We start from the raw sequence: 12594 nt of genomic DNA, 5'->3' as shown, positions 1-12594 counted from the left end.
CCAAGACTATAGCACGATTTTTGCAGATTGTGCAACTGGCTTTTGCCTGATTTGCACCCTTCCTTGCAATCCCACCTGACTGCCATCGCTGGCTGCTTGGCGGCAGGCCGGAGCCCGTCGTACTGCTTGGCTTCGCGGTTCAAAAATGTCTGAACTGCGAAGGAGCGAGACTATAGCACAGGTTTTTGGGCGGGCCGGCCGGGCTGGCAAGAAAGTTGTGTAAATCTAAATACGCATGAAGTGGGCATCGCAACCGGTGATGCCGCCCTCTATATAGATAGTTGGCGCCCGGGCTTGCCTAGGCGTAGGGTACGTTTACTATTCGCTGTACGCCGCACCTACTTGGAGACGAGCACGCTATGCCCCCCGCCATCGCCCAGCGCGAAGATATTCTGATCAATGTGACCCCGTTTGAAACCCGCGTTGCGCTGGTGGAACAGGGGTCAGTGCAGGAGCTGCATGTGGAACGCAGCATCCAGCGTGGCCATGTCGGCAATATCTACCTGGGGCGTGTGGTTCGTGTGTTGCCGGGCATGCAAAGCGCGTTTATCGATATTGGCCTGGAGCGCGCCGCCTTTATTCATATTGCCGACCTACGTGAGAACCGCGGCGAACGTAGCCAGGGTTTGACGCCCACGCCCATCGAAAAGCTGCTCTTCGAGGGACAGACCATCATGGTTCAGGTGGTCAAGGACCCGCTGGGGACCAAGGGCGCGCGTCTGTCGACCCAGATTAGCATGGCGGGACGGATGCTGGTTTATCTGCCCCATGATCCCCATATCGGGATTTCGCAGAAGATCGATGCCGAATCCGAGCGCATTCAGCTGCGTGAGCGGCTGCAGGCGCTGATGCCGGCGGATGAGAAAGGCGGCTTTATCGTGCGGACGCAGGCCGAAGGCGCTAATGATGAAGAACTAACCGCCGACCTGGAATATTTGCGCAAGCTCTGGAGCAGCGTCCAGGCTGCCGCTAGAACCCAGCCCGCCCCCGCGCTTTTGCATCAAGACCTGACGCTGGCGCAACGCGTATTGCGAGACATGGTGGGGCCGACGATTGGCGCCATTCTGGTGGATTCGCGCACGACCAGCGCCGCGATGCTGGAATGGGCACGGGTCTACACCCCGTCGGTAGTCGACCGCATTCAACATTACAGCGGCGACCGCCCCTTGTTCGATACCGCCAACGTCGACGACGAAATTGCGCGGGCGCTGTCTCGCCGGGTGGACCTGAAATCGGGCGGGTATTTGATCATCGACCAGACCGAAGCACTGACGACGGTGGACGTGAATACCGGCGGGTTCGTCGGCGGCCGCAACTTTGACGACACCATATTCAAGACCAACCTGGAGGCGGCCCAGGCAATCGCGCGCCAACTGCGGCTGCGTAACCTGGGCGGCATTGTCATCCTGGACTTCATCGACATGGAAGAGCAGGAACACCGCGACACGGTGCTGGCCGAACTCAAAAAAGCCTTGTCGCGCGACCGCACGCGCATGACGGTTAATGGCTTCACGCAACTGGGGCTGGTGGAAATGACGCGAAAGCGCACGCGGGATTCGCTCGCGCATCAGCTTTGCGAGCCCTGCCCCATGTGCGAATCGCGCGGCAATGTCCGCACGCCGCGTACCGTCTGCTACGAGATTCTGCGTGAAATCCTGCGCGAGGCCCGCCAGTTCAATCCCAAGGAGTTTCGGATCTTGGCGTCGCAGGACGTCGTGGATTTATTTTTGGAAGAAGAAAGCCAGCATTTGGCGATGCTCGGCGATTTCGTCGGCAAACGGGTATCCCTGGAAGTCGAGAGCACCTATACGCAGGAAAAATACGACATCATTCTCGTTTAATCTCGCCTGACACGCGCGTATAGCAAAAACCCATCTGACTTTCACATCAATCTTCGCAAATTATGTGACGTAACGATTCGATTGAAATGAAGTTTGAAACGGATGGCGGCGAGTAGCTTCAGCCGATAAGCTCGCGGGCGCTTTGACAGGGTTTACCCTGCCAAGCGCCCTTTTTCATGCTTTCGGAGGTTATTCAATGAAGTCCCTATTCCGTCCGTTCTTGCTGCTGGTTGCGGCGCTGCCGCTGGTGCTGGCCGCTTGCGGCGACAAGGAGCCCGAGCAGCGTGCCGCGTTCATTCAGTACCTGCAAACTCGCATCGTGGACAAGCCCGGCGTGCGCGTGCCCAAGCTGACGGATGAGGAACAGAAGTCGTTCGGCGACTACGCTGCCCATTACGCCGTGATCACCGATTTCAACGCCGGCATGGACGCGTCCGTAAAGCCGTTGTCTGGAATCATCCAAAAAGGCGCCCTGCGTTCGTTGAACGATATCGTGACGCGCCGCGAGGATATGAAAGCCGCTCAACAGTCCTTGAGCGATATGGGCGTTGCACTGAAAGATCAGCAGACCAAGGCGGACGCGGCGCACGCGCAACTTAAACAGCCGGCGGACTTGAAGACGGTTTACGACAAGGCCTATGAAAAGACCGTGAGCCTGCCCGCCGACACGTTCCGCGACGTGCTGCCGCAATTGAATGCCACCTTCGACAGCGGCTTGAAAATCGCCGACTACGTCGAGGCGCACAAAGCGCAGATCGAGATCTCCGGTCCGATCGTCAAGGTGAACGACCCGGCGGTGCAAACCGAGTTGAACCAGCTGCTGCAAAACCTGAATGAACAGGCCAAGAACCTGCAACAGGCGCATACCCGCATGCAGGCGTTGATGCTGGGCCGATAAGTCAGGGACCATCAAGCCGAGGCGATTCGATTGCGCCCGGCTTTTTTTGCGCGATACACGGCGGCGTCGGCGGCCTCAAGCAACGTCGATGCGGGCTCTGCATCGGTAGGTCTGGCAGTTGCCACACCGATGCTGACCGTGACGATGCCGCCCACATTGTCTTCATGCGGAATACCAAATTCCGCAATCGCTCCCCGTATGGATTCGGCAATGGCCGTCGCGTCGCCGCGATCGGTATCGGGCAGCAGCAGCACGAACTCTTCGCCACCATAGCGGGCCGCCAGGTCGCGAGGCCGCCGGGCTTTACTCTCGAGGGCCAGCGCCAGCCGTTTCAACAGCTCGTCGCCCTCTTGATGGCCGTAGCGATCGTTGTAGCGCTTGAAGTGATCCGCATCCAGAAAAAGCAGTGAGATCGGCGTGCCATTGCGGCGGGCCGATGCCCACTCGCGCTCAAGCGTTTCGTCAAACGTGCGTCGGTTGGCGATGCCGGTCAGGCCATCCGTCTGTGCGCGCTCTCGCAATTGCTGTTCGAATGCCTGACGCCACCGCATTTCACGACGGAACAACACAATCTGCGCCATCACCGAGAAAAACAGTGCCAGCGTAACGGGCACGATCAACGCCGCGCGCCGTTCCCAACGCGCCAGGATGTCGTCCACGGATAGCGCCACGTCGATCACCAGCGGCGTCTTGTCGATGGTGTCGAAGGTGTAAAGACGGTTCACGCCATCAGGCGCCCAGTCGCCCACGAAAGTGCTTTCACGCCGGATCAGGAATTGCTGGAATGCCAGCAGCCCGGCCCCGCTATCGGCAACATCCGCAACGGAATAAGGATTACGCACCAGCACCACGCCGTCGTTGCGGAATATCGTGATGGCGTCGTTGTGGCCGATGGACAGCTCTGCGAATCGATCGCGGAAATACGCCATCCGCAATGAACCGGCAACGACTCCGGCGAAACTGCCATCCGCATTCACCAGGCGACGGCTGATTGCGATGCTTTCATCGCCCTGTCGCAGGCGGCTGATATAAGGGCGGCTGACGTACAAACCCACATCGTGCGCATCGCGGTGCACGCGAAAGTAGTCGCGGTCGGCAAAATTCAACGGCGGGGGATTAATCGAGGTGGAGTCATAACGGATGTTTCCGTCGCGATCCAGCACCACGATGGCGCCCAGGTATTCGGCGGTGGACGACCGGTCAAACAGAAAGCGCTGTAGCGTAGGACGGCTGACGTCCCCGATACCGGGCTCGCCCAGCCGTTCTACGACGCCTTGCAGGGATAAATCGTAGATTTGAAGCGTGCGGCCAATATCAGCGGCAAGCACCCCGGTGATGTTACGTGCCGACTTGTTCGCGGTAGCCCAGGTGGCCTGACGGTCGATCCACAGCAACGCCACTGCCGCCATGCAGATGCCGATGGCCACCAGTCCGGCCAACGCGTACAAGGCGCGGTGCACAAAACTGCGAGACTTCAAACCGGCGCTCCTTGGCGATGCGTGCGGGTGTCGTGGCTGACGTCCTTGCGATATTCAGCAGGATGATGCCGCCGCCTGGCGCGGCGCGCAAGGCGGCAAACCCGAGCAACGCGCCGGGCGCCGTACGCCCGGCCTTAGCCGTCAAGAAACCGCCGCCGCGCCGATTCGGAACGGAAACGCGCCCGCGCCCCGGACCCGGTCCGTCTCGCGGTGTGCGCTGATCGCCCATGCAGGCGCAGCGCTGCCCCCTGGCGTGAGCAGCTGACGCATCGCGTCAGCCGAAAATCCGCACTGCAACGCCAAAGCCTGGCGTCGGGCAAGCTCAACCCCTACAGCGTGCGGTGTCAAAAAACCCCGGTCCGAATGCAGCATGGCAGCCCCCTGGCAAATGCTCTTCGTAAGTGAAGAGTCAGTGCTGATAAATCTACCGCAGCCGGGCACCGCCGCGCGTGAAATGAACCGAAAAGTTGTGCAACGATGGCGATATACAGCGTTACGCCAGGGGATTGGTGGCCGCCTCGGCGGCTTCTCGGTCCGGCTTGTCGTTTCGCCCGTCGGCAGGCCCCGTCATATTGCCGTACAGCAACGACCGGCCCGCGAACAGGCCGCCCGCCACTTCCAGGTCGAAGCGTTCGGTATCGCGCCGGCGCACGTCCTGCACCACCTCGGCGGCCTCGTCCGCCGGCACCCCGATGGCGCGCAATGCGGCTTCGCCGAATACCAGCGCCGATTCCAGCGTTTCGCGCACCTGGTAGTCGACCCCTTCCTTGGCGAGGGCCAGGGAATGAATGCGGTCATACGCCCGGACCACCACGCGCACCAAGGGGAATTCGGACTTGATCAGCTTGACCATGTGATTCACGGCCTGCGGGTTGTCGATACAAATCAGGATCGCGCAGGCATTTTCAGCACCGGCCGTACGCAACATGTCGATGCGGGTACCGTCGCCGTAGTACACCTTCACACCCCACTTCGCTGCCGCGCGGATGGCGTCGGTGTCCGTATCCAGAATCGACACTTTCAGGTCGCGCGCCAGCATCGCCTGGGTGACGATCTGGCCGAAACGGCCAAAACCCACGATCAGCGCGCAGCCGTCCAGATCTTGCGCAACATCCACTCCGTCCATGGAAGGAACCGGCGCGGGCAGCAGCCACCGCAACGACAGTACACATAATGGGGTCAGAGCCATGGAAATAATGACGACTGCGGTCAGCACCGCCCCCGTATGCGCGTCGAAAATGCCGGCAGCCGCAGCCGCTCCATACAGCACGAACGCGAACTCGCCACCCTGGGCCAGCAACGCCGCCCGCGTCACCGCCTCTGCGTGCGAGGCGCGCAGCAAGCGGGCCACTACGTAGACGCCCAGCGATTTCACCGCCATGAACGCGACAACAGCCGCCAGGATCAGTGGCCATTCGCGCGCCACGGCCGACAGGTCCAGCGACATGCCGACGCCCAGAAAGAAGAGGCCCAGCAATATGCCCCGGAACGGTTCGACTTCGGCCTCCAGCTGATGTCGAAACGTGGATTCGGACAACAGAACCCCGGCAAGGAACGCGCCCATCGCCATCGACAAGCCGCCAAGTTCCATCAGCAAGGCGGCGCCCAGCACGACGAGCAGGGCCGCGGCGGTCATGACTTCGCGGGCGTGGGCGGCGGCCAACAGCCGGAACAACGGGTTCAGCAACCAGCGCCCGGCCGCCAGCAGCGCCAGGATGCAGCCCAGGGCTATCGCGGTCTGCGTCCAGGGGTTGCCGTGATCCGCCGTCGCGCCGCTGGGCGCCAGCAAGGCCACCAAGGCCAGCAGGGGCACGATGGCCAGGTCTTCCAGCAGCAAAATGGAGACGATGCGCTGGCCCTGCGCGCTGGTGCTTTCGTCGCGCTCGCCCAAGATCTGCATCACGATTGCCGTGGACGACAGCACGAATCCCATCGCGGCCATGAACGCGGCCGCGCCCGACAGGCCCGCCAGCAAGCCCACCACCGTCAGCAGCCCGCCGCAGGCCAGGACCTGCGCCACGCCCAGCCCGAAGATTTCACCCCGCAGCTTCCACAGGCGCGAAGGCTGCATTTCCAGCCCGATGATGAACAGGAACATGACAACGCCCAGTTCCGCCACGTGCAGGATGGACTTGGGGTCGGAAAAGAAACCAATGCCGAAGGGACCGATCGCCAAGCCGGCCGCCAGGTAGCCCAACACGGAACCCAGCCCCAGGCGCTTGAAGATCGGTACGGCGACGACCGCCGCGCCCAGCAGGACGACGACGTTCACAAGTTGATTGCCTTCGATAGGCGAAGCCATAAGGCGCTCCTGGTTATACGATGGGCCCGCCATACAAGGCAGGGCCCGGCCACAGCAGAGGGGCTTGCGCCATTTTCCGGCTATCCGTCGGATTGGCAATCAGAAACTACGGGGCTTGGGCGGTGGACGGGGCGGCGCCAAGAAGCGCCCGCGCCGTGCCCCGGGCGGCACAAAAAAAGCCGCCGCGCTGGTTGCGCGGCGGCTCGGGCCGATAAGGGTCGCGTTCAGTCGTCGCGAAATTGCATCTTGTACAGCGACGCGTACAGGCCATTGGCGGCCAGCAGCTCGGCGTGGGGACCCTCTTCGACAATTTTTCCGGCATCCAGCACGATGATCCGGTCGGCGTTCTGAACCGTGGACAGCCGATGCGCAATGACCAGCGTGGTGCGGCCCTTCATCAGGCGTTCCAGCGAGGCCTGCACCTGGCGTTCGGATTCGTTGTCCAGCGCCGAGGTGGCTTCGTCCAGGATCAAAATGGGCGCGTTCTTGATCAGCGCACGCGCAATGGCCAGGCGTTGGCGCTGGCCGCCGGACAGGCGGGCGGCATTCTCGCCGACCTGCGTGTTGATGCCCTGCGGCAGCCCTTCCACGAATTCCAGCAGGTTGGCGGCCGCCAGGGCGTCGCGCACTTTTTGCTCGCTGGACTTGCCCAGCGCGCCGTAACCGACGTTGGCCGCGATGGTGTCGTCAAACAGCACGACATCCTGGCTGACCAGCGACAGATGCGAACGCAGGCTGCGCAGCGTCAGCTCGTTGATGGGGGTGTCATCCACCAAAATCGACCCGGAGTCGGCCAGCACAAAGCGCGGCAGCATGTTGACCAGCGTGGTCTTGCCGCTGCCCGAACGGCCCACCAGCGCGACCGTCTGGCCCGGCTCCACCACGAAGGAAATGTCGTGGACCGTATCGCGGTCGGCATCGGGAAAGCGATGTTTGACATGGCGAAATTCCACCTTGCCGCGCACCGGTTCGGGCAGTTCCTTGGTGCCGGTGTCGATCTCGGGCGTCTGGTCGATCAGCGTGAACACGCTTTCGGCGGACACCAGCATTTTTTGCATGCGGGCGGCCACGTTGGTCAGGCGCTTGATGGGGTCGAAGATCTGCGCCAGCGCCGCCATGAACGACGCAAAACTACCCACCGTCAGCGAGCCGCTGTTGGCCTGGCTGAGGGCTACGGCAATGACCGCGCCCACCGAAATCGAAATGCAGACCTGGGTCAGGGGCGTCAGCGCGGCGTCCGCCGTGGCGGTGCGCATGGCAAATCGGCGCAGGCGGCGGCTGACGAAATCGAAGCGACCGCGTTCGACTTCATAGCCATCGAACAGCTTGATGACGCGCTGGCCGTCGATGCCTTCACCGACCACCCGGGTCAGTTCGGCGTTCATGTTGACCGTATCGCGGTTGATGCGGCGCAGGCGCTTGATGAAAAAGCGCGAGATCAGCACCGACACCGGCAACATGATCAGGATGATCAGCGTCAGCACCCACGACATGTACAGCAGGACGCAGATCAGCGCGATGACCACCAGCGTTTCGCGCACCAGCACCGTGATGACATCGGTGGCATAGCCGGTGACGTTGCCCGCGTCGATGGTGAAGCGGTTCAGCAGGCGCCCGGTGTCGCCGCGCTTGAAGTCGGCGTCGGGCAGGCCCAGCAGGCGCTCGAACATGTCGCGGCGCATGCCCAGCAGCACGTTGTTGGCCACCCAGGCCAGCAGGTAGTCGCTGAAGAAGTTGCAGATGCCGCGCAGCAGGATCAGGCCCACCACCGCCAACGGCAGTGCCCAGACATAATAGGGTTTGTTGCCGGAAAAGCCGCCGTCCAGCAAGGGCTTCATAATGACGGCCAGAACCGGTTGGGTCGCGGCCGCGCCCGCCATCAGCAGGACGGCCAGCAACAAGCCCTTCCAGTAGGAACCCACCCGGCTGTAGATCCGGCTCCAGAGTTCAGCCTTGACGGGGGTGGAGTCCGCGGGTGTGTTGCGTGCGGGAGAATTCAAAGGGAACACTCGCTTTTATACAATTGTGCCCAGGATTGTACTGGCTACGCGCCGCCGCGCTGAGCCGACCTACCCCTAATAAGACTAATTTGCCTTCCCACCCATCCATGTCCGATATCAGCTGTTTATACGTGCGCCTGCCCAATTGGGTGGGCGACGTCTGCATGAGCCTGCCCAGCTTGCGCGCATTGCAGGCCAGTGGCCTGCCCCTGGTGATCTGCGCGCGGCCATGGGCCCGCGACCTGCTCGATGGCGTGCCGAAGAAGGATTTTGTTCCCATGCGCGGCAAGGTGGGCCCGGACCGGGCCGCCGTCAGCGCCCACCGCCGCTCGCTGGGCGCCATGGGCCGCCGCGCGCGGGGCCTGCTGCTGCCCGATTCGCTATCCAGCGCCCTGGTGTTCCGGCTGGCCGGCCTGCCGTGCGCCGGCTACCGCGACGATGGCCGCAGCTTTCTGCTGCGTTGGCCGGTGAACAAGCCGGATGAATCTTTGCACGCCGTGCAGTCCTGGCACCACCTGACCCGCCAGGCCTTGTCGCTGTGGGGCCTGCCCAGCGGCCCGGCGCAGCCCGGCCCCACGCTGGACCTGCCGCTGACCCCGTCGCACCAGCAGGCCGCCGACCAAGCCATGCAGGCCGCCGGGCTGAGCGCGCAGCGTTTTATCCTGATTGCTCCCACTGCCACCGGCCTGCACAAGGGCAAGATCAAGGTCTGGCCGGGGTTCGATACACTGACGCGCGCCTTACAGGCGCAAGGCCATACCGTGGTAATGTGCCCCCCTCCGGCCGAAACGGACGAGGCACGGCGCAACGCCCCAACGGCGCAATTGTTGCCCGCCTTGCCGCTGGGCGCGTTTGCCGCGTTGACGGCGCGCGCGGCGCTGGTGATCTGCAACGACTCCGGGGTCTCCCACGTTGCCGCCGCCGCGTCCGCCCGGGAACTTGCGCTGTTTGGCGTGACCCGGCCGGGCCGAACCGGTCCGTGGTCGCCTCGGGCGGTATGCGTCGGGTCTGAGCATGCATGGCCGACCGTCGACGAAGTAGAACAGCAGGCGATGTCCCTGCTGGGCGGGACGATGTAATCAGGATTGTTTTGACATGACCTTTTCCAGCTACCTTACGAATCTGATCATTCCCTACAACTTGTGCGTGACGCTGGTCATCATCGGTCTGGCGCTGGGATGGTTCCGGCTGCGCAAGACCGGCGCGGCCATCATCGCCGCGGGCTTGCTGTGGGCGCTGGCCTGGTCCCTGCCCGCGACCTCGCTGTGGCTGGGCGGCGCGCTTGAAAACCGATATCCGCACTTGCCCCCCGCGGACTCCCCCACCGCCGACGCCATCGTCGTGCTGGGCGGCAACACCGCAAATGGCCGCGCCAACTGGTTCCTGCCCTATGACAAAGACACCGCCGTCGTGCGCGTGGACACGGCCGCCCAGCTGTATCTGGCCGGACGCGCGCCCAAGGTCGTATTGTCCGGTGGCGCGCTGGAAGGCGACGTCAGCGAAGCGCGCGGCATGGCGCATGCGATCCGTCAGCAAGGGGTACCGGAATCGGCGTTGATCCTGGAAAACAGCAGCCGCACCACCTACGAAAATGCGGCCTTGACCGAAGACGCGCTGAAATCGCGCGGCATCGCCAAGGTGCTGCTGGTGACGTCCGCGCTGCACATGCCGCGCGCCATGGCGGCGTTTTCCAAGCAAGGCGTGGAAGCCATCGCCGCGCCCGCGCCGCCGCAAATCGTCGCTCCGGCCGACGGTTCGCTGTCGCCGTGGCTGCCCGACCAGCGCACTTTCGACGCCAGCCGTTCCATCATCAAGGAATACGCCGGCCTGTTCGTCTATTGGCTGCGCGGATGGGTATGAGCCTGACGGCTTCCAACCTGGATTGCCGGGCGGGCTGCGGCGCATGCTGCATCGCCCCGTCTATCACTCGGCCGATTCCCGGCATGCCCCAGGGCAAGCCGGCCGGCGTGCCCTGTATTCAGTTGCTGCCGGACATGCGCTGCGCGATTTTCGGCCAGCCATCCCGCCCCGATTTCTGTGGTGGGCTGCAACCCCAGCAAGAGATGTGCGGCCCGGACCGCGAGCACGCGGTGCGATGGCTGGCGGACCTGGAACGCGCCACCGCGCCCGGCCATTGACCGTCAACGGCCAGCGGTCAATCGCCCGCCGTCAATCGCCGGCCGTCAATCGCAAACTATCGAACGCCGCGCCTGCTTCAAGCCTGTTGCCGCGCTTCAAGCACCTTTTCATATAGCGCCTCGTAGCGAGCAGCCACGGTTTCCCAGCTTTGGTCACGCGCGATCGCCAGGCCGCGCTCGGTCAACGCCGCCCGCAGATCCGGTTCCGAACCCAGCCGTTCCAGCGCCTGGGCAAGCTGTGCTCCGTCGCGCGGGTCTTGCAGGATCAGCGCGTCTTTACCCGCGGACAGGTATTGCGCAAACCCGCAGTAAGCCGGCGAGCTCACCACCACCGGCAAACCGTGCGACATGGCTTCCAACGGCGCCATGCCGTAGCTGTCGTTCAGGGTGGGATGCGCATAGATGTCCGCCGCGCTGAAATACTGGGCCACTTCTGGCGTGGGGTCGATCAACGTTACGCGGTGGGCGATGCCGCCCGCTGCGCGCACGCGGTCGCGGGTCGCGTCATCGGCGCCCACCACCAGCAGCTTGTATTGCGCCGGCAGCTGCGCCAGCGCGTCCAGCAGCGCCGGCAGGCCCTTGCGTAGCGGGTTTCTTGCCACCAGCAGGCAGCCGATGGTGTCGGCATCCCAGCCCAGACGGGCGCGGGTTGCTTCACGGCGAAGCGCCAGATCAGGCGATGGCAGCTTGACGCCCGGCGCGATGATTTCCACCTTCACCTGTGGGCCATAACTGCGGTGCAGCTGGTCCATGATCAGCCCGGACACGGCCACCACATGACGCGTGGGCGACTGGCGCACGCGCAGCTTCTCCAGCAGCAGATAGGTGGCCAGGCGCGGGCTGAGCCACGCGCGGAACCCCTGCACCGGGTTGACTCGCGCCACGCGGTTATAACGCACCGGCGTCACGTGCATGACCTGGATTTCGCCTGCCCAGCCGTTCATGTGTGAATGCACGATGTCGAACCGGCCGCGCGTCAGCCGATCGGCGCGCCAGGCAAAATACAGCACCCGCATCCAACTGGGCAGCCACCCGGGAAACCGCACAGGCAGAAACTCGAACGGCAGATCGCTGTCGAAATCGCGCGCAACGACGGACACGTCGTGACGCTCGCCCAGCACCCGCATCAGCTCCACGCCGTAAGCCTCGGCGCCACCGAAGCGGTTACCGAAACGGTCCACCAGCAGCGCGATGCGAAGCCGCCGCTCAACGGCGCCGGCGGGTGTCTTCATACCGGGTCAGGCACTTCTGCAGGAAACGGATGATGTTGGTGGAACGCGCCACCGTCACACGCGGCAAGCCGAAGGGATCATCCGAGGCCGCGGCCAGGCCGCGTTGGGTCAGCGTGGCGTTGTCGTAGCCGGCCTCGCGCGCCATGGCGCGATGCTCGGGGCCGTGGTCGCCATAGGGGTAGCAAAACGCGGTAACCGGCGCGCCCAGCGCTTGTTCCAGTTCATCCTTGGATTCCACGATCTGGCGGCGCGCCTCGTCGGGCGCAAGCTCGGGCAGATGCACATGGTCCAGCGTGTGCGAGCCCACTTCGTTGCCGGCCTGCGCCCATTCGCGCATTTCGTTCACGGTCATCAGGGCCGAAAAAGGAATGCCTTTTTGCAAGTCCCAGACGTTGCCGCCGTCGAATTGGCGCGCAACAAAATAGTTGGTGGCGGTAAAGCCCAGCTCGCTCAAGATCGGCATCGCGTTGTGATGCACGTTGCGGTAGCCGTCGTCGAAGGTAATGCCGAATACCTTGCCTTGCCGTTCACCGCGCACATAGGGCATCACGTCGCGCATCGACAAGCCGCGATAACCCAGCCGACGCATCCAGCGCATCTGGCGGGCGAAGCTGTCGGGGTGCACCGTCAGCCCACGAAACGGCGTGCCCTTGGGATTGGGCTCGCCGATCTGGTGGTACATGAGAATGGGAATAGACATAGGAC

At 63.4% G+C, this 12594-nt stretch carries 10 protein-coding genes; 5 read left to right on the top strand and 5 right to left on the bottom strand.

What is annotated here, in order from left to right; all coding sequences use genetic code 11:
* Nucleotides 1-359 precede the first annotated feature (359 nt).
* The gene (gene rng / locus AC6LJY_RS18965; RefSeq protein ID WP_104143317.1) at nucleotides 360-1841 is read left to right on the top strand and encodes a ribonuclease G; all 1482 of its coding nucleotides are present in this window, start codon (nucleotides 360-362) and stop codon (nucleotides 1839-1841) included.
* A 196-nt stretch (nucleotides 1842-2037) separates the two neighbouring features.
* A complete protein-coding gene (locus AC6LJY_RS18960; protein WP_046807765.1) occupies nucleotides 2038-2739 on the top strand; it encodes a DUF3053 domain-containing protein in 702 nt (233 codons plus the stop codon).
* Nucleotides 2740-2750: 11 nt separating this feature from the next.
* Here AC6LJY_RS18960 and AC6LJY_RS18955 read toward each other — a convergent pair whose 3' ends face one another.
* From AC6LJY_RS18955 to msbA, 3 genes are all read right to left on the bottom strand, one after another.
* On the bottom strand, nucleotides 2751-4217 hold the full coding sequence (locus AC6LJY_RS18955) for a sensor domain-containing diguanylate cyclase (RefSeq protein WP_314365544.1): 1467 nt from the start codon (nucleotides 4215-4217) through the stop codon (nucleotides 2751-2753).
* A gap of 493 nt (nucleotides 4218-4710) precedes the next feature.
* On the bottom strand, nucleotides 4711-6519 hold the full coding sequence (locus AC6LJY_RS18950) for a monovalent cation:proton antiporter-2 (CPA2) family protein (protein ID WP_314365542.1): 1809 nt from the start codon (nucleotides 6517-6519) through the stop codon (nucleotides 4711-4713).
* 224 nt (nucleotides 6520-6743) lie between these two features.
* The gene (gene msbA, locus AC6LJY_RS18945) at nucleotides 6744-8519 is read right to left on the bottom strand and encodes a lipid A export permease/ATP-binding protein MsbA (protein ID WP_046807762.1); all 1776 of its coding nucleotides are present in this window, start codon (nucleotides 8517-8519) and stop codon (nucleotides 6744-6746) included.
* Nucleotides 8520-8626: 107 nt separating this feature from the next.
* On the opposite strand from msbA, the gene AC6LJY_RS18940 reads away from it, so the two are divergent.
* Genes AC6LJY_RS18940 through AC6LJY_RS18930 form a run of 3 tightly spaced genes read left to right on the top strand, consistent with a single transcriptional unit; the run spans nucleotide 8627 to nucleotide 10657 of the window.
* Nucleotides 8627-9598, top strand: a complete 972-nt coding sequence (locus AC6LJY_RS18940; RefSeq protein WP_314365539.1) for a glycosyltransferase family 9 protein — start codon at nucleotides 8627-8629, stop codon at nucleotides 9596-9598.
* A gap of 16 nt (nucleotides 9599-9614) precedes the next feature.
* The gene (locus tag AC6LJY_RS18935; RefSeq protein WP_046807760.1) at nucleotides 9615-10379 is read left to right on the top strand and encodes a YdcF family protein; all 765 of its coding nucleotides are present in this window, start codon (nucleotides 9615-9617) and stop codon (nucleotides 10377-10379) included.
* Nucleotides 10376-10657 (top strand): YkgJ family cysteine cluster protein, encoded by a 282-nt coding sequence (locus tag AC6LJY_RS18930; protein ID WP_370638755.1) that lies wholly within the window; start codon nucleotides 10376-10378, stop codon nucleotides 10655-10657. The genes AC6LJY_RS18935 and AC6LJY_RS18930 overlap by 4 nt, the downstream gene beginning before the upstream one ends.
* A gap of 77 nt (nucleotides 10658-10734) precedes the next feature.
* On the opposite strand, the gene AC6LJY_RS18925 is transcribed toward AC6LJY_RS18930, so the two are convergent.
* Entirely contained in the window at nucleotides 10735-11889 is a 1155-nt protein-coding gene (locus tag AC6LJY_RS18925) for a glycosyltransferase family 4 protein (RefSeq protein ID WP_104143307.1), read from the bottom strand.
* Nucleotides 11864-12589 (bottom strand): polysaccharide deacetylase family protein, encoded by a 726-nt coding sequence (locus AC6LJY_RS18920; protein WP_143215596.1) that lies wholly within the window; start codon nucleotides 12587-12589, stop codon nucleotides 11864-11866. The genes AC6LJY_RS18925 and AC6LJY_RS18920 overlap by 26 nt, the downstream gene beginning before the upstream one ends.
* Between the last annotated feature and the right edge of the window lie 5 nt (nucleotides 12590-12594).

It is taken from the genome of Achromobacter sp. RT286_PF (assembly GCF_059760425.1).
This window is presented reverse-complemented; position numbering and strand designations above follow the sequence as displayed.

Bases quoted from the DNA above. Each gene is read 5' to 3' on its own strand.
- AC6LJY_RS18950 (WP_314365542.1), bottom strand. From the start codon at position 6,519: ATGGCTTCGCCTATCGAAGGCAATCAACTTGTGAACGTCGTCGTCCTG.
- AC6LJY_RS18920 (WP_143215596.1), bottom strand. From the start codon at position 12,589: ATGTCTATTCCCATTCTCATGTACCACCAGATCGGCGAGCCCAATCCC.
- AC6LJY_RS18930 (WP_370638755.1), top strand. From the start codon at position 10,376: ATGAGCCTGACGGCTTCCAACCTGGATTGCCGGGCGGGCTGCGGCGCA.
- AC6LJY_RS18940 (WP_314365539.1), top strand. From the start codon at position 8,627: ATGTCCGATATCAGCTGTTTATACGTGCGCCTGCCCAATTGGGTGGGC.
- AC6LJY_RS18935 (WP_046807760.1), top strand. From the start codon at position 9,615: ATGACCTTTTCCAGCTACCTTACGAATCTGATCATTCCCTACAACTTG.
- AC6LJY_RS18925 (WP_104143307.1), bottom strand. From the start codon at position 11,889: ATGAAGACACCCGCCGGCGCCGTTGAGCGGCGGCTTCGCATCGCGCTG.
- AC6LJY_RS18960 (WP_046807765.1), top strand. From the start codon at position 2,038: ATGAAGTCCCTATTCCGTCCGTTCTTGCTGCTGGTTGCGGCGCTGCCG.
- rng (WP_104143317.1), top strand. From the start codon at position 360: ATGCCCCCCGCCATCGCCCAGCGCGAAGATATTCTGATCAATGTGACC.